The organism is Paenibacillus cisolokensis (assembly GCF_018403665.1).
Lineage (GTDB): Bacteria > Bacillota > Bacilli > Paenibacillales > Paenibacillaceae > Paenibacillus_AH > Paenibacillus_AH cisolokensis.
The window spans coordinates 1-18,560 of the sequence record NZ_BOVJ01000183.1 but is presented as its reverse complement, the minus strand read 5'-3'; the positions used below and the strand labels follow the sequence as shown (position 1 = coordinate 18,560).

Here is an 18,560-nt window from a genome sequence, read left to right as displayed (position 1 = left end):
AAAAATAAAAAAGTCTCGCAGACGGATAATACATTAAGCCGTCTTGCTTCCATAGGTCAAATAGCGGCGGGAATAGCACACGAAGTTAGAAACCCATTAACAGCCGTGAAGGGATTTCTGCAATTACTAAAAAGGAGGTTTCCCATAGTTATTTAGATCTTGCTAGTTCAGAACTGGATCAGGCAATCTCTACGTTGCAAGATTTATTACAGGTTTCTAAACCTGACTTGGAAGATGAGTCTTATGTTGCCATTAATCTTTGTTCAGAATTAGAGTCTTTGCTCTATCTATTTCAGGATCAAATCTATCGGGTAGAAATTGTAAAAAAATTTCGTAATAGAGATGAGATCATCTATGGAAAAAGAAATCAGTTAAAGAAAGCATTTTTTAATCTCTTGAAAAATGCTTTCGAAGCCATTCCCAATGAAGGGATCATTACAATTGAACATTACCGCGAGGGTGACTTTATTTATGCCATTATTTCTGACACGGGGGTCGGTGTACCTAAAGAAAAGCTTGAACTGTTAGGAACCCCTTTCTTTACAACTAAAGATGAGGGCACGGGAATGGGGTTGACTCAGGTGTTTTCGACCATTTACCAACATGGAGGTACAATTGATGTAAAAAGTAGAGAAGGAACTGGAACTACATTTACTATTCAATTTCAAACTAAGATTACGGAACAGATTGGGGCGGTTGATTTGGATCTGCAATATGTAAAAGGTCAAAGTTTTAAAGAATATTTTTGCTGAACGAGGATCGCTTTAATGAGTTGTTTGCTGCAGAAACTAAAGATACGATTCAATTAATTGAAGACTCCATGTTTAAAATCAATGTGGTTGAAATTTTTAATAAAATGGCAAGACTCTTAGTTGAAGATCGGCAGCACGAACTGATTATGCTCGCTAAGGAACTCGGAAAAATGGCGCACAGAACGATATTCCTTTGATCATAAAACTGGAATTGCTTCAGGGGTTTCGCAAAGTGTATTGGAATTTTTTGCATAACTATCACAAGCATGTAAAACTTGATATGGAGGGTGTTTTTCAACTTGGAATAAAGACCAATTATATGTTGGACCATTATATTTTCCATTATTTTTCGAGTTATATCGAGTACAAGGATGAATTACTTCGTTCCCATCGCGAAACGATCGATGTTTTGTCGGTTCCAATTATTCCATTATCCGCTTCAATGGCGGTGTTGCCCATTGTCGGCACATTGGATACCTATCGGGCTAAAAAAGTTCAGGAACGGACATTAAATCAGATTGCTAGCCTGAAATTACAAAAAATCATAATCGATTTATCAGGTGTTGCGTTTATGGATACGGCTGTGGTGGGACATTTGTTTCGAATTGTAGAAGGGATCGGTTTACTCGGATGTAAAGCGATTATAACAGGCATTCGCCCGGAAATCGCAAACACAATGATCGAATTAGGGATCCCATTTACTGAAAAGGTTGATACCAAAGCAACTTTGCAACAGGCCTTGGAGGAATATAAATAAATTAGATTTGGACAAGAGGGGTTCCCGAGACCGCCGTGCAAGCCGTGCAAGCCGTGCAAGGACTCCCGGGACAACCCCTTGTATCCGCTTTCAATCCCGCTTCAGCCTTTCATCACGATGCCGATTTTGCCGTCGCGCAGTTCGACCGGATAACTTCTGGCGCGGATGCGCCCGCTTACGAGCGACCGGCCGGTCTTGATGTCGAACTCCCAGCCGTGCCACGGGCAGCGGACGATCTCGCCCGCCCGGCCGTACTCGTACGCGTACACGTCGGACGGCATCGTCGTCCCGCATACGATCCCTTCGCACAGCGGCGCGCCCTGATGCGGACAGTAGTTGTACAGGGCGTAAAACAGGCCGCCGATCCGGTAAACGCCGATTTCGCGCCCCTGCACGTTGACGATGACGCGTCCGCCTTCGGGCACGTCCTTCTCTTCCAACACGTAATGTACCGCCATCGTTCCCTCCGTACCGCGCCGTTACAGCCGGTAAAGCTGCCTGGCGTTTTCGTACATCACCTTGCGCCGCGCTTCCGGGCTCATCCGCTTCAGAACGGTCGGCGGGTCGAAATCCCAGTGCGGATAGTCGCTCGAATACAGCAGCATGTTTTCGGCGTCGACCATATTAAGCAGGTCGACCAGATGCTGCGGATTGTCCGGCTCCTCGACCGGCTGGGTCGACAAGTAGCAGTGCTCGCGGATATATTGGCTCGGCAGCTTCTTCAGCCACGGCACCTGGGAGCGCAGCGCCTTGTAGTTTTTGTCCAGCCGCCACATCAGATGCGGCAGCCACGCCATGCCGCCTTCGACGAGCACGACCTTGAGCCGGGGAAACTTCTCGAATACCCCCTCGCATACCATGCTGACGAGATGGGCCATGAACATCTGGGACAGACATGTATGCCATTCGATATACCAGGTCGGGTAGCCGGCCGCCGTCGGCGCCGTCGCGCTGCCCGCCCCTTCCGCGCCGGGGTGGAGGGCGACCGGCAGCCCGTTGCGCTCGGCCGCTTCGTAGATCGGGTGGAACTGGCGCTGGCCGAGCGGCGCCCGCGCCGCGCTGGAGATGATGACCTCGACGATGTCGGGATGCCCGCCGATCCGGTCGATCTCCCGGGCGGCCAGCTGCGGATCCTGCGTGGCGACCGCCATCGCCCCCTTGAACGCCGGATGCTTGCCGAGCCATTCGGCGATCAGATAATCGTTGTATGCCGAGCAGATCGCGGCGGCGAAATCCGGATCGTGAGTCGTCGAAATATTGTAGACGACGCCGGTCAGCACAGCGTACTCGACATTGTACGGCTCGATCAGCTGGCGGATGATCAGATCCGGGTCCGAGCCCGCCTTGCCGCCGCCTGGCGGCAGCGCGTCCCGGCGCATGACGCCGACGGGCGAGTAATACCCGGAGTACGAGTAGCCGACGCCGCTGCGCGCCACCCTGCTCCGCCAAGGCTCGGGCAGGTAGGGGACGAGATCGGCGTCGTTCTGCTCGTTGTGGACGTCGACGTCGATCACTTTGCCAAGGTCTGTCATGGCGGTCAGCTCCTTTGCGGATGAAATGCTTACTTGGAACCGTATGTGCGCTTGTAGGCCGTATTGTACATGTTCAGCAGGTCGTCGGCGCCAAGCTTCTTCGCCTGATCGAGGAAGCGCTGATACGTCTCGTCGTTGATCGGCGTCTTGCCGGTGACGAATTCCGTTATTTGCTGCTCCAAATATTTGTTCAGGTTGTTCAGCCTCGACTTCTCCAGCTCCATCTCTTCCTCGGTCTTGACGATCGCCTTCGGTGCGGGAATAATGTATGGCTCATAGCTGGCGTTGATCGCCTTGCTCTTCTCGTCCAGACCGTTCTCCCAGGCGGCGCGGGCTTTGGCGTTGTTGAGCGAAATATGGTCGTACCAGACGCCGTAGTCGCGGCGCAGCGGCACATACGGGCTGCTGCCGAATTCCTTCATGAACACCGGCTTGCCGTCCTCGATCGTGTACGTCTTGCCGAGAATGCCGAGGGACAAATAATCGGACCCTTCGTCGCCGACCAGGTAGTCCAGGAATTTCACCGCCGCTTCCTTATCCTTGACCTTGGCCGATATGGCCCGGCCGACGCCGCCGACGAGCGGCCGCGAATACTGGTAGTTGCGGATGCCTTCGGCGGCAAACTGCGGGATCGCGTCGAGCTCGAAATTCTCGTTCCCGCTGGCCGTGCGGCCTTTCTCGGTCAGCGGCGCGATATCCGCCTTCCAGAAATAGGAGAGGAACGACTTGCCGGACAGTATCCGCTCTTCCCATTGCGCGCCCGTCAGCAGCGAATACTCGGGGTCGAGCAGCTTTTCCGCGTACAGCCTGTTCAAATATTCGAGCGCCTCCCGGTATCCGTCACGGTACGGGGCGAACGCGTACTCGTCGGTCTCCGGGTCCAGATTGAAGAAGCCCTGGATGCCGGTGAACGCCCGCCCGAACACGGTATACAATCCCGTATCGCCGATCGGCGAATTGGCGGTGAGCGGGTACGAATCCGGAAATTTCTCCTTTAACGTCTTGAGCATTTGATAGAATTCGTCCAGCGTCGCAGGCGGCTTGATGCCGGCTTCCTCCAGTACGTCCTTGCGGGCCATCCAGACGAAGTTGAACCCTTTGCCCTCGGGATCGCCCTCGAGAACCGGAACGGTGTAGATGCCGCCGTCCGGTCCGGTGGCGACCGCCTTCGCTTCCGGATAGCTGTCGTAGAACGCCTTCAAGTTGGGGGCGATGTCGAGGTATTCCCCCAGATTCAGAAACACGTTCTCCGGCCCGTGCTCCCGTCCTTCCTGTGTACTCACCTGAATGAAATCGGTGACCGAGTTCGTCGCGATCATAATTTGTTTCTTCTCTTCGATTCCTTCCTGGCCGACGACCTGAAAATCGATTTTGACGCCCGTTTTCGCTTCGATCTCCTTGAAAATTTCCCAATCGTCGCGCACCTTGCCTTCGGTCCGGTCGTAGACGAGCCAGGAAAAGGTGACCGGTTTTCCGCCTTCCGTTCCGCCTTCCGCTCCTTCCTCCGCCGTGCCTTTGTTGTCCTTGCCGCCGCTGCAGCCCGCCGCCAGTCCGGCGATCAGAAGCAGAGAGAACATGAGCGCCATCTTTTTCGTCTTCACCTTCCAACCTCCCCGTGATTGAATCTATCGGCTAATCAAGCGGATTCCCGGGGAATCCGCCGTTACCCCTTGATCCCGCCGATCATGCTGCCCTGAATGAAATATTTCTGAACGAACGGGTAGACGCACAAAATCGGCAGCGTCGCAATGATGATCATGGCGTATTTCATCGTCTCCATGTAGCTCGTATCGCCCTCGCCCTGAATATTGGAGCCCGCGATCAGAATGTTGCGCAGCATCAGCTGCAGCGGATACATGCTCCGGTCGTTAAGGTAGATGAGCGCGTCGAAAAAGGCGTTCCACTGATTGACGGCCGTATACAAGCCGATCGTCACGAGCACCGGCAGCGACAATGGCAGCACGATCCGGATCAGCACCTGAAGCGTGCCGCAGCCGTCGATCGTGGCGGCATCCTCCAGCTCCTCCGGCAGCGCTTCGAAAAACGTGCGCATAATGAACAGATGCCAGGTGCTGATGAGCGAGGGGAGGACGATGGCCCAGATCGTGTCGAGCAGCCCGAGCCGCTGCACGACGAGAAACGTCGGAATCATGCCGCCGCTGAACAGCATCGTGAAAGCGGCCATCAGCAGCACGTACCTTCGTCCCGGCAGCCATTTTTCGCCAGCGGATAGGCCATGGCCGCCGTCGCCATCAGCGTCAGCGCGGTATGAACGGTCGTATACCGGATCGTGTTCCAGTAGCTGATCCACAGGTCCGGATTAAACACAAGCCGTTCGTAAGCGGCAAGCGACAGCGATTTGGGCCACAGCAGCACCTGGCCGCTGACGACTTTCGCGTTGTCGCTGATCGAGGCCGACAGGACGAAGACCATCGGATACAGCATCGCGGCGGCAAGCATGACCATCAGAACCGCGTTGCACGCGTCGAACAGTCTGGAACCCCAGCTTTCCTTTATTTTCATCCGGTTCCCTCCCGCGTCACCACAAGCTGGTCTCGGAATATTTTCGGGCGAGCCGATTGGCGATGACGACCAGCACGAATCCGATCACCGACTGAAACAGGCCGACCGCCGTGGCGAAGCTGAAGTCGGCGTCCAGAATGCCTCTCCGGTAGACGAAGGTGTTGATGACGTCCGACGTTTCGTAGTTCATCGGGTTGTACAGCAGCAGTATTTTCTGGAATCCGACTTCCATGAACTGCCCCAGATTGAGGACGAACAGGATGATCATGACCGGAATCATGCCGACGAACGTGACGTGCCGCATTTGCTGAAAGCGGTTGGCGCCGTCCATTTTGGCCGCCTCGTACAAGGTCGGGTCGACGCCGGCGATAGCCGCCAAATAGAGGATGGTGCCCCAGCCGACCTTCTGCCATATTTCCGAACCGATATAGATCGTCCGGAACCACTCCGGCATGCCGAGAAACATGACCGGCTCCATCCCGAACAGCTTGACGAGAATGAAATTGACGATGCCGGTCGTCGGCGACAGAAACATGACGATAATGCCCGCGATGACGACCGTCGACAGGAAATGCGGCATATAGCTGACGCTCTGCACGAATCGCTTGAACGCCTTGTTCCGGATTTCATGGAACAGCAGGGCGAGCGCGATCGGCGCCGGAAAATGAAACAGCAGATCGTAAACGTTCAGCATGACCGTGTTGCGGATCAGCTTCCAGGAATCCGGCGTATAGTGGAAAAACTCGATAAAATGCTTGATGCCGACGAATTTGCTGCCGAAGATGCCCCGTCCGACCGAAAAATCCTGGAACGCGATGATGATGCCGTACATGGGCACATATTTGAAGACGATATAATACAGAATGCCGGGCAGCATGAGCAAATAGAAAACGCGGTACTTCCGGAGCGTCCGCACTGCCTGCCATGCGCCGGATGATCGCCGTCTCCGGTTCTCCACGCCCGCACCTCCTTATGGCTTAACGATAAGAATCCGGAAAGCCGCCGTAAAGCGCGCATATTTTGTTGAAGGCGCAGCATTTGCCCCGGGCGAATGCCGCGACCCGATTCGGGACGCCGCGCAAAAGCCGCGCAAAAAAAGAGACGCGCGCAAAAACGGTCATGCGCGGTAAGCGCTCCGGTACTGCGCGGGTGTAATGCCTTCGTACCGGCGGAAAACGCGGATGAAGGAGCTGCGCCCCCAATAGCCGACGCGCTCGGCGATCTCGTCGATTTTCATATCCGTATCGAGCAGCAGCCGCTTCGCCTCGGAGAGCCTCACCCTGGCGATGTACTCCACATATTTCTCGCCGACCTCTTCTTTGAATACGCGGCTGAAGTGGCCGACCGACATGCCCATCTGCTCCGCGTAACGTTCGATCGACAACTCCTCGCCGTAGTGGTTCCGGATGTGCGCCAATATATCGGCGAGCTGAACGCTTCTGGCGTCCGGCTCTTCCTTGCGGAACAGCATGGCGTGAATGTCCCGGAAGCATTGCCGGATTTCGTCCCAGGTCGCGCAGCGTTCGAGCCTGTCGAACATGGCGGCGTACACGGAAATGCCGAAATCGCCGCGATCGGCGCCGGCGGCGCGAATCCAGGTGTTCAACACGTCGGAGCAGAGACATTTGACCTGAAACGCGTTGGCGTTCCGCCGCATTCCCGCATCCAGCAATTCGCCTACGGACTGCAGCAGGCCGTCGAAGTCCCGCTGTTTGACCCGATTGAAGATCAGATTGACCTCATGGACGGACAGGAAGCTGTCCCACGGCACATCGACGTCCGGCGCCTGCTCCTCGCTGCATATTTCCACTTCCGGATGAAGCCCCTTGTACCGGAGCATCGTCCGGGCATGGAGGTACGACTTGTGCAGTTCTTCGATCGCATGCGCCGTTTTGCCGATGCCGATGGCCGCTTTGTAATAAGGCTGCGGCAGGATGGACTGAATCAGAACGGCGGCTTCCTTCGGACCGAACGGCCCCGGTCCGTCATGATGGACGACGCAGGCGAGCAAGCCGGGCTCCGTCTGGCACAGCCAGACGCTGACGGGGAGCAGCTTGCGGATCTTCTCTTTCAGCTCGGCCATCAGAAACGTTCTGGACGTCTCGGGAAGCCGCTCCTGCATATGCGAGCGGTATTGGAGTTCGATGCAGAGCACGGTTCGCTGCGCTTCGGGCTCGTACGGAAAGTCGATCTCCTTGGCGTAACAGGCGATCGACAGGCGATCGCGGTATCCGCCGAGCAGAAGCTGGGTAATAAAGTGCTCCTTCACGATCGGAACCATGCCGCTGACAAGCTGCGCCAGCTCTTTGTTTTCGGAAATGATCAGGCTGGAAAACCGCTTGATGACATCGAAGTCGTTGCGTTCCCGCGTCTTCGGCTCGTCGGCCCGGCGATGCGATTGCAGTCCGGTGCGGATTTCCCGGATCGGCGAATACAGCTTGCGGCTTAAATAATAGGAAACGAAGCTTCCGAGAATGAACACGAATCCGAGAAACACGGCGCTGATCGTGCGGATGAGACGGGCAGGCTTCAGCAGCGTCTGCAGATCGATCAGGCTGACATAGTACCAGTCGTCGTGAAAGCGGGACTTCATGAACGTCAACGCCTGTCCGTTTCCGCTTCTGACCAGCGTACCTTCCGCATTCGAGCGGATCGTCTCCGGCCAGGCGGAGGCGGCGAGCGCGGCGTTTCCCGCCTGGCTGACGATCCGGCCCGACCGGTCGACGATCGCCGTTCCCGTCACCCAGTTTTCGCGGATGCGGATCAGCTCGCGAAGCCTGTCCCGGTCGATGTTGACGGCGAGATAGGCGTCGGGGACGGACGTATTGAACGGATAGCTCATCAAGGCGGAAATATGGGAACGGGAAGACAGGACGTTGTCGGAGAACAACGGCTTCTGATGGACGGTATGCGGCTTGGTGAACACCATCATTTTTTGCCGGTGAAATGCGAGAAGAACGCCGGCTGGTCGGCCCGGTCCAGCGGATAGTAGTGGGCGAAATACATCTTTTTGCCGGTATGGGTCCGGTAGTCGACGACCAGATCCCGATCGGCGGCGTACAGAAAAGCGCTGGAAACGAGTTCGCCGGACTCCAATTTGCCGAGCTGTTCCATCAGGGCGTGAAGAAGCTCGGTGTGATGCGGATTTTCCGGCGCGCCGTCGGCTGCGGCGAGCAGGCTTGCCAGATTGGCGGCGCCAAGCGTATGAATCATGCCCGTCATGAGCGAGGAAAACAGGGCGTCGGTTCGATCGGAAAAATTCCGCATCGTGCTGTTGCTCAGTTTGGCCGCGTCGTTTTCGATGATGCGCACGACGAACGAGTAGGTGAAGACGCTGGCCGCCACGACAGGCGTGAGGATGAGGAGGAAATAGCTGGCGAAAAACGCCAGAAGAGGGCGATATTCATCGTACCGGATTTGAATAGGCGCATATCGTTCCGAAGTCCCCCTTAGCCGGTCTCTTTTTTTGTCATTGTATGTTGACAGGCCGGACAATAGGACGGGGATTCGCTTGGCAGAAGCTGCGGCGGCGCGCAGGCGATAATTTTTTTATTTCCGGCGATAAAAAAGGATTTTCATGCCGCAGCGAGAATTACAATTTGTCGAAGCAGGAGATTGACCTTGCGATGAAGGAGTGGGATGGCGAATGAAGGATAACGTAAAAGTCGGCATGATCGGACTCGGTCACCGCGGCATGGGACTGCTGGAACATATCATTCTGCCAATGGACGATGTGGAAGTTGTAGCCGTATGCGACCTGTATGAAGACAGAATCCGGGAAGCCGCCGACAAGGTCGGGCAAGCGCAGGGGAAGCGTCCGCTCGAAACGAAGCGGTACGAAGACGTGCTGGCGCTCGAATCGGTCGATGCCGTCGTGATCGGCGCGTCGTGGGAGGCGCATATCGAGATTGCCGTCGCGGCGATGGAAGCGGGCAAATACGCGGCTTGCGAAGTGGGAGGCGCCGCCTCCGTGCAGGAATGCTGGAAGCTGGTCGAAACGTACGAACGGACCCGGGTGCCGTGCATGATTATGGAAAACTGCTGCTACGGCCGCGACGAGCTGATGGTGCTGAACATGGTCAAACAAGGCGTTTTCGGCGAGATCGTGCATTGCGCGGGCGGATACCACCACGATTTGCGGCACGAAATCGCTTACGGCAACGAAAACCGGCATTACCGTCTGCGGCATTATACGAACCGCAATGGCGAAAATTATCCGACCCACGAGCTCGGGCCGATCGCCACGATTCTCGGCATCAACCGCGGCAACCGGATGGTGTCGCTCGTCTCGATGGCCTCCAAGTCGAAAGGGCTCCAAGCGTATGTGAAGCGCGAGAAAGGCGCGGACAGCGCGCTGGCCGCAACCGATTTCATGCAGGGCGACATCGTGACGACGATTATCAAATGCGCGCGCGGCGAAACGATCGTGCTGACGCTCGACACGACGCTGCCGAGATATTATTCGAGGGGCTTTACGGTCAGAGGAACGAAAGGGATGTACGTGGAGGAAAACCAGTCGATCTTCATCGACGGGCAGCACGACGAGGCGCATAACGATTGGAAAGACCATTGGGGCAACGCGGAAAGCTTCAGGGAGCGGTACGAGCATCCTATATGGAAGCGTTTTACCGAAGAGGGGGTGAAGGGCGGACACGGCGGCATGGACTGGCTCGTTTTCGAGGACTTCTTCAAGAGCGTCCGGAACGGGACCGAAACGCCGCTCGACGTGTACGACATGGCGGCGTGGATGTGCATTACCGCGCTGTCCGAGGAGTCGATCGCCCTGGGCGGCCATCCGGTGGCGATTCCCGATTTTACGAACGGCAAATGGATGAGCCGGGAGCCGTTCCGGTTTTAGGAATGGCCGCCCGCCGGGGCGGGCAAGAGGTCCGGCCTCTTCGAATAAGCGGTTGAAAACCGTCTGAAGACGCGGCGCCGGCGCGCGTCTTCCATTCGCATTAATGAAACGTAAAGCGGTCAGTCCGGTCAATTCAATAAACTTGTGTTGCACATCCTGAACTTCCTGCGACCGGGATTCAAGGATTTCCCGATTCTTCTTCGCTTCCGCCATCCCTTGATCCCATGTTGCGTAAACCTTTTTTTCTTTGGCAAGCTGGAGCAACAATTGTTCCGTGATCAATTCTTTCAGAAGCTCCTCATCGGAAGCGTCGACATTGTCGATCTTCCTGTAGGACTTGTAGTTGGCCAGGTCGACGTTTGTAATCGCCGTTTCTCCGACGAGAACCAGAACTTTTTGCTCGAGGGCCAGGTTGGCCTTCCGTTCTTCTTTTATTTCGTTAGTCGTTGAGGCGAGCGGCGCAATGGCGAAAGTGGACAAAACCCCCGCAGTCAAAGCGCCGGCGATTGCGACGGATGCGATCGTCATGCGCTTTTTCCATTTCATTTTCACCCCTCCTCGTACATGTTCAGGAAACCGGCAAAGGTTCGGTAACCGTTACGGCTCTCATTTCTTCCGTATTATTGCCGCTTATGCCCCAGCTTTCAAAAACGACATAGAGCGGGCGGTCGGGCGCGTGTTCCGCGGGGACGGTAAATCCGATCTTCACCGATTCGTTCGCACGGATCAGCGATGCTTCCGACCGCCGCCGTGTTTCGCTTCAAATCGCAAGTCCTCCTCTACCGACATTCTCGCTGTTCCGAATCGAAAAGCGAGGCATGTCGAGCAGCTATTTTCCTCTCTTCCCTGATCTTAACTCGTCATCAACCGATTTTTTCTTTCCGGTTGTGCCGAGCCTGTGACGATGCAACTTTCGCCCACGGACCGGCGTCCATAGTAGAAATGATGATTTACCACTTTATGGGAGGCTGCGGAAAAATGCGAAAGATGAAGCGGATGGTCGTATTATGGCTCGGAAGTTTGCTGCTGACAGGCTCCGTTGCCTATTCGGCGGGCAAAATATCGCTGTACGTCAACGGGACGGCGGTCAAGGAGGCGGCGGCCTACGTGCAGAACGGACAGGTTTACGTGCCGGTCAGACTGGTGTCCGAAGCGCTGGGCGCGGACGTATCGTGGAACGCCGGCCGCAAGGAAGTGCGCATTGATGGTGTTGCGGGCGGGGTCTGGAACGACGGCACATTCCCTTCCTTGCCGTCGAATCTGGACGCGGTCAATGTCGTGAACCGCTATATGGCGGCGCTGCAAGGGGCATATTCAGGCTTTTACGACGCGGATGAAGATTTCAAAGCGTTGCTGTCCAGGCAGGCTTTGAAAGAAGACAGCCGGGTTTGGCATCCGATCTCCGGTCTGGTCGGTTCTTCCGCAAGAGCCATCGTCAGGTACGAGATCGTCGACGGCAGACTTGCGGGCGAGGATGCGGACGGGCGGCCGATCTATGAAATCGCCGTGCGGTATTCGGTCCACGATCCGGTCGACGACGCGAAATACCAGCTGCTGACCAAAGCGTATACCGTCATCATGGAGCGGACCGACGGTAAAGGGCTGGCGTACCGGATCGACCGGGAACGGCTTCTGTCGCGGAAGCAATTGAAAGAGGAGCCAAAACCGTTCTTTTTTCGATCAAAATGAATAAAATGCAAAATGATTAAAATGCAAAATTTCTCTTTCCCGGAAGAAGTGGAAGGTGTATGATAAAGGCTGGAAAAAGCATGTCAAATATCGAAAATCGAAAGAGTTGATGACGATACTTCCGAATGAGATCGTATCCTTGCTCAAGCAGTATGAAGCGGCGGAGGAGGATATCGTTTGCTGGACGGTTTGCGACCGGATGCTGGACGGCGGCTTTGCGGACACGTATCTGGTTTTGCTCCGGGAGCATCTGTTCATCTTCTCCGGCAGCCGGGAGCCGTCAAGCGAGAAGACATTCAAAGGCTACGCCGTGCTGCGCAAATCCGCGAATCGGCCGTCTCCGGCCAAGCCTGCCGCATGGGAAGTCGAGCGCATCGGAATCGATCGGATTGAATCCGTTTCCATCGTCAATCTGGTCGCTTCCGGCATGGTCGTCATGAAGGATTCGGCATCGGAGGAACGAATTGCGGGGGCGTTCACCAACGGGCACATGAAGCAAGCCGCGAAGCTGGCGGCGGCATTCGAGAAGCTGAAGAAAATGAAGAGATCGATATCCGGGAGCTGGACGGCGATCATAGCGGCGCAACCTGTCCGAAATGCCGGATGATCTATCCCGAGGAAGGCCGTCAAGTGTGCCCGAGGTGCATGAAGAAGCACGCCATTTTTATCCGGCTGCTGTCGCTCGCCGGAAAATACAAGCTGTCCTTGTTTTTTATTGTTCTTTTCATGCTGCTGAACTCGGCGACAGGGCTGGTCATCCCTTATTTTCAGGGAACGGTGCTGTTCGACCAGGCGCTGGCCGGAACCGGGACGTTCGCGGGCAAGATCGGCCTTGTCATTCTGGTCATCATCGCGTTCCGGACGCTCTCGCTGCTGTTCGGCGTTATGTTCGGCATCATGATCGCGAAGCTGGCGGCGAATGTCGCCTTCGATTTGAAATCGTCCGTTTTTACCGCGATGCAGCGGCTTTCGCTCGATTTCTTCATGCGAAAGCAGACCGGCCACCTGATGACCCGGGTGAACAACGACGCGCACGAGCTGCAATATTTTTTCGTCGACGGAATGTCCTACTTCATTGTCAACGCGATGAATATTATCGGCATTGCCGCCGTGCTGTTATGGATGGACTGGCGGCTGACGCTCATTTGCCTCATTCCGATGCCGCTCGTTTTCTGGCTCGTCCGGAAAGCGTTTCCGAAATTGTGGCGGCTGTCCTGGCGCAGACACCGGCGAGTGAGCGCGCTCAATTCGATCATCAGCGATACGATCCGCGGCTCGCGGGTCGTCAAAGCTTTCGGCAAGGAGCAGATGGAGATCGGCCGGTTCCAGCGGGCCAACGACGCGTTCTCCGGCGCGGAACAAAATTTCAACAAAATGAGCGGGACGGTCTTTCCCGTTCTGAATCTGCTTACCCAGACGGGCGGAATTCTGATCTGGGCGTTCGGCGGCTGGAAGGTGATGCAGGGCCAGATGTCGTTCGGTGCCGTTCTGACGTTCGTCAATTATATGTACATGCTGTACGGGCCGATCCAGTTTATGAACAACATCGTCGGCTGGTGGTCGTACTGCATGGCGGCGGCGCAGCGCATCTTCGAAATCCAGGACGCCGTGCCCGACGTCGCGGAACGGCCCGATGCGGTCCGTCTGCCGGATATGAAAGGCGATATCGAGGTGAACAACGTCACGTTCGGATACGAGCCGAACAAGGCGATTTTGAAAAATGTGTCCCTGCGCGCAAAGCCAGGTCAGATGATCGGCGTCGTCGGCCATTCGGGAGCGGGAAAATCGACGCTCGTCAACCTGATCTCCCGCCTGTACGACGTGACGGAAGGCGAAATCCGCATCGACGGCGTCAATGTCAAAGACATCTCGATGGCCTCCTTGCGCAGCCATATCGGCATCGTCTCCCAGGACGTCTATGTGTTCTCGGGCACCATCGCGGAGAATATCGCGTACGCGAACCCCGACTGCACGACGGAAGATATTATCCATGCCGCCAAAATCGCCAACGCGCACGATTTCATCGAGAAGCTGCCGGACGGCTACGATACACTGGTCGGCTCGGGCGGCTACAACCTGTCCGGCGGGGAGAAGCAGCGGCTGTCGATCGCGCGGGCCGTGCTGCACAATCCGAAGGTGCTTATTCTGGACGAGGCGACCGCTTCGCTCGATACGGAGACGGAGCTGCAAATCCAGGAGGCGCTCGATTCGCTCGTCAAGGGCCGGACGACGATCGCGATCGCGCACCGGCTGTCCACGCTCCGCAATGCCGATTATTTGGTCGTCATGGATCGCGGCAAGGTCGTCGAAGCCGGCACCCACGACGAGCTGATGGAGAGGAAAGGCGCCTACCACGATCTTGTCCGGAAGCATGACGAAGCGCTCAAGATGAAGGAGGGGGTGATCGCGTGACGCAAGACGGAAACGTTGGAAAGACGGAACTCGCCGACGCGGCCAGAATCCGGTACTTGACGAAGGAGAATGCGGAATTTGCCGAGACGCCGGGCCATCTGCTCGCTGTCAAAACGGACGGCGAGGAGCACTCGCCGGTGTATGTGCATTGCTCCTTTCCGCATACGAACCGGCGGGTCTATCTGTCGATCCGGACGGCGGACAACAAGGAGATCGGCATGATCCGCAATTTGGACGACTTTCCGCCGGAAACGGCCGCCCTGCTCGAGCGGCAGATGGCCATCCGTTATTTTACGCCGGAAATTACGAAGGTCGTCGCCGTGAAGGAGGAGTTCGGCTATTCGTACTGGGAAGCGGAAACGACGGCCGGGCTTTGCCGGTTTACGGTGCGAAACGGCGGCGGCAACGTCAAGTTTGCGGCGGAGAACCGGCTGCTGATCACCGATGTCGACGGCAACCGGTTCGTCATTCCCCGGCTGGATCAGCTGAGCGAGAAGGAATACCGGATGGTCGAAATGCGCTTGTAACCGACAAGCAACGGAGGTTTCCATGAACCTGAATTTTTCGCTCCCGGAACGGGATTTGGCAGCGGCGAAGCGAGCGGTAGGAGCGGATATCGCCTACAGCGTGCCCGCCGATCTGTCGCTTGAAGGCCGACGGGTGAACGGCTATCTGGTGATCGGCCGCGACAAGTGGGCGTATGTGGAGAACGGCGAGACGCGGGACAGCGGCCTCATCGCGGACGCCTGCGATTACAAAATCGTGCCGTTCGTCGGCAATGCGGTGCTCGAAGCGTCGGAAAGCGGAACGAAGCGCATTATCGTCCGGGTGACGATGCAGCATGCGGCAAGGTACGGCTACATCGCGCAAATTTTGAACGATATGGCCGCAAAGCGAAAAATCCGCATCTACAACAACGAGGCGGAGCCCGTCTGCGTTCAATGCGGCGGCCCGCTCGTGCCGGGTACCCGGTTTGTCCGCGCTGCATGAACAAGGCGGCCGCTTTCAAAAGGCTGTTTCTCGTATCAAAGGGACATTGGCGGAAGCTCGCGCTCGGACTGGGCGTACTGATCGTCTCTTCCGCCCTCGCGATGGCCGGCCCGTACTTTCAGAAGCTGATCGTCAACTCCGCACTGCAGCCGCCGGAAGGGCAGAGCGCGAGCGTCCGGATGTTCTTCCTTGCCTTGACCGGGATGCTGCTTGTGCTGGCATGCGGCGAGCTGCTCGGCATCGCGAGAAGCCGGATTATGGCGAGCGTCAGCTCGGGCATCGCGGCCGACCTGCGCAAGACGGTGTTCGATAAGATTCAAAACTTGTCGCTCGGTTTTTTGACGTCGCAGCGGGCCGGGGACATTATGAACCGGGTGACGGCCGATACGGACCGCATCCGTCATCTGATTCAGGAAATGTGCACGACGGCCATTTTTCAGCTGATCATTCTCGTCGCGTCCGCGTACCTGCTCTTTTCCGCCGATTGGCGGCTTGCGTTCGTCGTGTTGCTGCCGGCTCCGTTCGTTGCCTATTTGCACTATTATATTTGGAGATACGTGCTCCGAAAGCTGTTTCACAAGCAATGGCGCATTTCCGATAAAGCGAATTCCTTCCTGCACGATGTGCTGAGCGGGATCCGGGTCGTCAAGGCGTTCGGCAAGGAAGAGCGGGAAATCCGGCGGTTCAGGGCGTACAACAGCGAATTCGCCGCCGCTGCGATCAAGAGCGAGAAGCTGTTCAGCATCCTGTCGCCGATTTCGAACTACTTGATCCAGCTCGGACAATATCTTGTCCTGATGATCGGCTGCTATATGATTATCGGCCGGGAGATGAACGTCGGGGAACTGATCCAGTTCAGCGCGTACGCGTCGATGATATTCGGTCCGATCGCCTGGCTGATGTTTATGCCGCGTTGGGTGGCGAACGCCGTCATCTCCATCCACCGGGTGTTCTCGGTTATCGACGAGCAGCCGGAAGTGCTCGATTCCGAGCATGCCGTGGAGCATAAGATCCGGGGCGCCATTACGTTTCGCAATGTCGTCTTCGGCTACAAATCGTACGAACCGGTGCTGAAGGATATCGATATTGAAATCAAGCCGGGGGAAATGATCGGACTCGTCGGCCATTCCGGGGCGGGGAAGTCGACGCTGATCAATCTCGTGACCCGTTTCTACGACGTGAACGAGGGCGCCATACTGATCGACGGGGTCGACATCCGGTCCATCCGGCAGGAAGACTTGCGTTCGCAGATCGGGGTCGTGCTGCAGGAGACGTTTCTGTTCAGCGGAACGATCGCGGAGAACATCCGGTATTCGAAGCCGGACGCCACGCTGGAGGACATTATCCGGGCGGCCAAAATCGCGAACGCGCATGATTTCATTATCCAGCTTCCGGACGGTTACGATACGCGTCTCGAGGAGAACGGCAACAATCTGTCCGGCGGCGAGCGCCAGCGGCTCGCGATCGCGAGGGCGGTGCTGAACGATCCGCGCATTCTTATTCTGGACGAAGCGACCGCATCCCTCGATATCGATACCGAGACGGCCATTCAGGAAGCGCTCAAGCGGGTGACGCAGAACCGCACGACGATCGCCATTGCGCACCGGCTCACGACATTGCGCAATGCCGACAGGCTGCTCGTGCTGGATAAGGGGCGGGTAGCCGAAGTCGGCACCCATAATGAGCTGATGGAGAAACGGGGCATTTATTACAAGCTCGTGACCGCCCAGCGCGGCATGGCCAAGAAGAGCGGCCAGCCGGCGGCTGTGTGAGAGAAGCACGCAGCGAAGGCGGGCTGTCCGTATCGGACGAGATGGCGGGAAGAAATGAAGCCTGGTTTCAATGAGAAGATTGTCAAAGGGCGGCTCCCTGTCTTCATAGACAAGGGAGCCGCCCGGCTTATGCGGATATTATTCGATCGGGATGTTGGCGCTGCGGAACGCTTCGACCTTCGCCGTCAGCTTGTAGTTTTCGTCCTTGAGCAGTTTCATGAACTTCTGCAACAAAGTCAAGTATTCGCTTGACGACGGCTTGTTATACTGCAGGACGAGCGTATAGCCTTTTTTGGCGTTCGGCATGATTGTCTTGGTGTTGTAGTCGAACAGCGGCGTATTGCTGAGTCCATAGAACGTAAACAGTTTGTAGCGGTCGAACAGCGTCTTCACCTGGGCTGCCCGGTTGGAATACGGATATTTCGCGACGAACTGTTCCATGGACAATGTCCGGTTGACAAGCTCCTGATAGCCGATCGTCAGCGCCGCATCCTTGGCGACGGCTTTTTCCGATTCCACGGCCATAATATCGAAGTAAGCCTTAATGTCGGGATTAACATACGCGCCGTATTTCCGGAACTTCGTATAGTCGACGATCGGGAAGAACATCCCTTCGGCCGTTTCCAGCTTGTAGCCGCTTGCGTCCGCCTCTTTCAGCAGCGCGATCAGCTTCCGGTCTTTTGTCCGCTTGATCACGTCAGCAAAATCGTCGCCGAAACGGTACACTTTGAAGATCGCGGTTTGAACGGATGTGGAGTTAAAACGCGCTTCCATAGCCGGCAGCGCCTTTTTGACGGCGTTCTCGAGATGGAGCGTCATCAGCGTCGCCTGGCGTTTGGATACGTCGCCGATATGCTTGTTCAAGAAAGCGAACGCTTGCGGCAGTTGGCCCCGCTTCTTCAGCAGCGCATTGTACTGATCGACGATTTTGTCGGCTGCGGTGCTGCTTGCCGCGGCGGCCTGCGCTGCGGCGGAAGCATGGACCGCAGCGCTTCCGGCCGCGGCGGCCGAAAGCCCATCCGCCCGGACGGCCGAAACCGTATAGACCGTTCCGGCGGTCAGCGTCAAAGCGGCGAGCGACGCAGCCGTCCAAATCCTCATTTTTTCGAACCGTTATGTTTCATTATCAATCTCCTCCTGTCAACCGGGCGGTTTCGTCCGCCCCTTTCATGAACCGATCTTACCCCCCGCATGTTTCGCAACCATATCGAAATGTTTCCAACTTGCAAACTTTTAAAAAAATTTCCCGTCAATCATATCTAATGGAGTTTTTTT

At 56.3% G+C, this 18,560-nt stretch carries 19 protein-coding genes and 1 pseudogene; 12 read left to right on the top strand and 8 right to left on the bottom strand.

What is annotated here, in order from left to right; all coding sequences use genetic code 11:
* Positions 1 to 51 precede the first annotated feature (51 nt).
* The 4 genes from PACILC2_RS27525 to PACILC2_RS22490 are packed head-to-tail and all read left to right on the top strand — an operon-like array spanning position 52 to position 1,509.
* Positions 52 to 156, top strand: a complete 105-nt coding sequence (locus PACILC2_RS27525) for a histidine kinase dimerization/phospho-acceptor domain-containing protein (protein WP_307860683.1) — start codon at positions 52 to 54, stop codon at positions 154 to 156.
* 38 nt (positions 157 to 194) lie between these two features.
* Entirely contained in the window at positions 195 to 752 is a 558-nt protein-coding gene (locus PACILC2_RS22500; protein WP_244863760.1) for an ATP-binding protein, read from the top strand.
* Positions 746 to 949 (top strand): hypothetical protein, encoded by a 204-nt coding sequence (locus PACILC2_RS22495; protein ID WP_213530990.1) that lies wholly within the window; start codon positions 746 to 748, stop codon positions 947 to 949. The genes PACILC2_RS22500 and PACILC2_RS22495 overlap by 7 nt, the downstream gene beginning before the upstream one ends.
* 35 nt (positions 950 to 984) lie before the next feature.
* The gene (locus PACILC2_RS22490; protein ID WP_213530988.1) at positions 985 to 1,509 is read left to right on the top strand and encodes an STAS domain-containing protein; all 525 of its coding nucleotides are present in this window, start codon (positions 985 to 987) and stop codon (positions 1,507 to 1,509) included.
* A gap of 101 nt (positions 1,510 to 1,610) precedes the next feature.
* Here PACILC2_RS22490 and PACILC2_RS22485 read toward each other — a convergent pair whose 3' ends face one another.
* The 7 genes and pseudogenes from PACILC2_RS22485 to PACILC2_RS27510 all read right to left on the bottom strand — a co-directional run bounded on the left by PACILC2_RS22485 (position 1,611) and on the right by PACILC2_RS27510 (position 9,059).
* Positions 1,611 to 1,967 carry a Rieske (2Fe-2S) protein gene (locus PACILC2_RS22485; protein WP_062494332.1) on the bottom strand — a complete coding sequence of 119 codons (357 nt, stop codon included), beginning with the start codon at positions 1,965 to 1,967 and terminating at the stop codon, positions 1,611 to 1,613.
* A 21-nt stretch (positions 1,968 to 1,988) separates the two neighbouring features.
* Positions 1,989 to 3,041: an amidohydrolase family protein gene (locus PACILC2_RS22480; protein WP_213530986.1), complete on the bottom strand. Its 1,053-nt coding sequence runs from the start codon at positions 3,039 to 3,041 to the stop codon at positions 1,989 to 1,991.
* 29 nt (positions 3,042 to 3,070) lie between these two features.
* On the bottom strand, positions 3,071 to 4,627 hold the full coding sequence (locus tag PACILC2_RS22475) for an extracellular solute-binding protein (protein WP_372447210.1): 1,557 nt from the start codon (positions 4,625 to 4,627) through the stop codon (positions 3,071 to 3,073).
* Positions 4,628 to 4,704: 77 nt separating this feature from the next.
* Positions 4,705 to 5,564 (bottom strand): annotated as a pseudogene (locus PACILC2_RS28950) (carbohydrate ABC transporter permease).
* Positions 5,565 to 5,580: 16 nt separating this feature from the next.
* Positions 5,581 to 6,441 carry an ABC transporter permease gene (locus tag PACILC2_RS22465; protein WP_145977371.1) on the bottom strand — a complete coding sequence of 287 codons (861 nt, stop codon included), beginning with the start codon at positions 6,439 to 6,441 and terminating at the stop codon, positions 5,581 to 5,583.
* A 240-nt stretch (positions 6,442 to 6,681) separates the two neighbouring features.
* A complete protein-coding gene (locus PACILC2_RS22460) occupies positions 6,682 to 8,496 on the bottom strand; it encodes a helix-turn-helix domain-containing protein (protein ID WP_244863758.1) in 1,815 nt (604 codons plus the stop codon).
* Positions 8,493 to 9,059: a hypothetical protein gene (locus tag PACILC2_RS27510; RefSeq protein ID WP_244863757.1), complete on the bottom strand. Its 567-nt coding sequence runs from the start codon at positions 9,057 to 9,059 to the stop codon at positions 8,493 to 8,495. Before PACILC2_RS27510 ends, PACILC2_RS22460 begins: the two co-directional genes overlap by 4 nt.
* Positions 9,060 to 9,210: 151 nt before the next feature.
* Here PACILC2_RS27510 and PACILC2_RS22455 point away from each other — a divergent pair, with 151 nt between their 5' ends.
* The 8 genes from PACILC2_RS22455 (at position 9,211) to PACILC2_RS22430 (ending at position 17,285) form a co-directional block, all read left to right on the top strand.
* Positions 9,211 to 10,422, top strand: a complete 1,212-nt coding sequence (locus PACILC2_RS22455) for a Gfo/Idh/MocA family protein (RefSeq protein WP_213530982.1) — start codon at positions 9,211 to 9,213, stop codon at positions 10,420 to 10,422.
* Between the two features lie 463 nt (positions 10,423 to 10,885).
* On the top strand, positions 10,886 to 11,272 hold the full coding sequence (locus PACILC2_RS22450) for a hypothetical protein (protein WP_213530980.1): 387 nt from the start codon (positions 10,886 to 10,888) through the stop codon (positions 11,270 to 11,272).
* 128 nt (positions 11,273 to 11,400) lie between these two features.
* Positions 11,401 to 12,111 (top strand): copper amine oxidase N-terminal domain-containing protein, encoded by a 711-nt coding sequence (locus PACILC2_RS22445; protein WP_213530978.1) that lies wholly within the window; start codon positions 11,401 to 11,403, stop codon positions 12,109 to 12,111.
* 55 nt (positions 12,112 to 12,166) lie between these two features.
* Positions 12,167 to 12,718, top strand: a complete 552-nt coding sequence (locus tag PACILC2_RS27505; protein WP_244863756.1) for a hypothetical protein — start codon at positions 12,167 to 12,169, stop codon at positions 12,716 to 12,718.
* 38 nt (positions 12,719 to 12,756) lie between these two features.
* Positions 12,757 to 14,523 carry an ABC transporter ATP-binding protein gene (locus PACILC2_RS22440; protein WP_244863755.1) on the top strand — a complete coding sequence of 589 codons (1,767 nt, stop codon included), beginning with the start codon at positions 12,757 to 12,759 and terminating at the stop codon, positions 14,521 to 14,523.
* Entirely contained in the window at positions 14,520 to 15,050 is a 531-nt protein-coding gene (locus PACILC2_RS22435) for a DUF1854 domain-containing protein (RefSeq protein ID WP_213530976.1), read from the top strand. The genes PACILC2_RS22440 and PACILC2_RS22435 overlap by 4 nt, the downstream gene beginning before the upstream one ends.
* Before the next feature lie 22 nt (positions 15,051 to 15,072).
* Entirely contained in the window at positions 15,073 to 15,513 is a 441-nt protein-coding gene (locus PACILC2_RS27500) for a hypothetical protein (protein WP_244863754.1), read from the top strand.
* Entirely contained in the window at positions 15,510 to 17,285 is a 1,776-nt protein-coding gene (locus PACILC2_RS22430; RefSeq protein WP_244863753.1) for an ABC transporter ATP-binding protein, read from the top strand. Before PACILC2_RS27500 ends, PACILC2_RS22430 begins: the two co-directional genes overlap by 4 nt.
* A gap of 138 nt (positions 17,286 to 17,423) precedes the next feature.
* On the opposite strand, the gene PACILC2_RS22425 is transcribed toward PACILC2_RS22430, so the two are convergent.
* The gene (locus PACILC2_RS22425; RefSeq protein ID WP_213530974.1) at positions 17,424 to 18,386 is read right to left on the bottom strand and encodes a hypothetical protein; all 963 of its coding nucleotides are present in this window, start codon (positions 18,384 to 18,386) and stop codon (positions 17,424 to 17,426) included.
* Between the last annotated feature and the right edge of the window lie 174 nt (positions 18,387 to 18,560).

Excerpts from the sequence above, each read along its gene's own strand:
- PACILC2_RS22485 (WP_062494332.1), bottom strand. The coding sequence starts at position 1,967 with ATGGCGGTACATTACGTGTTGGAAGAGAAGGACGTGCCCGAAGGCGGA.
- PACILC2_RS22480 (WP_213530986.1), bottom strand. The coding sequence starts at position 3,041 with ATGACAGACCTTGGCAAAGTGATCGACGTCGACGTCCACAACGAGCAG.
- PACILC2_RS22475 (WP_372447210.1), bottom strand. The coding sequence starts at position 4,627 with ATGGCGCTCATGTTCTCTCTGCTTCTGATCGCCGGACTGGCGGCGGGC.
- PACILC2_RS22465 (WP_145977371.1), bottom strand. The coding sequence starts at position 6,441 with ATGCTGCCCGGCATTCTGTATTATATCGTCTTCAAATATGTGCCCATG.
- PACILC2_RS22460 (WP_244863758.1), bottom strand. The coding sequence starts at position 8,496 with ATGATGGTGTTCACCAAGCCGCATACCGTCCATCAGAAGCCGTTGTTC.
- PACILC2_RS22455 (WP_213530982.1), top strand. The coding sequence starts at position 9,211 with ATGAAGGATAACGTAAAAGTCGGCATGATCGGACTCGGTCACCGCGGC.
- PACILC2_RS22450 (WP_213530980.1), top strand. The coding sequence starts at position 10,886 with ATGGCGAAAGTGGACAAAACCCCCGCAGTCAAAGCGCCGGCGATTGCG.
- PACILC2_RS22445 (WP_213530978.1), top strand. The coding sequence starts at position 11,401 with ATGCGAAAGATGAAGCGGATGGTCGTATTATGGCTCGGAAGTTTGCTG.
- PACILC2_RS22440 (WP_244863755.1), top strand. The coding sequence starts at position 12,757 with ATGAAGAAGCACGCCATTTTTATCCGGCTGCTGTCGCTCGCCGGAAAA.
- PACILC2_RS27500 (WP_244863754.1), top strand. The coding sequence starts at position 15,073 with ATGAACCTGAATTTTTCGCTCCCGGAACGGGATTTGGCAGCGGCGAAG.
- PACILC2_RS22430 (WP_244863753.1), top strand. The coding sequence starts at position 15,510 with ATGAACAAGGCGGCCGCTTTCAAAAGGCTGTTTCTCGTATCAAAGGGA.
- PACILC2_RS22425 (WP_213530974.1), bottom strand. The coding sequence starts at position 18,386 with ATGAGGATTTGGACGGCTGCGTCGCTCGCCGCTTTGACGCTGACCGCC.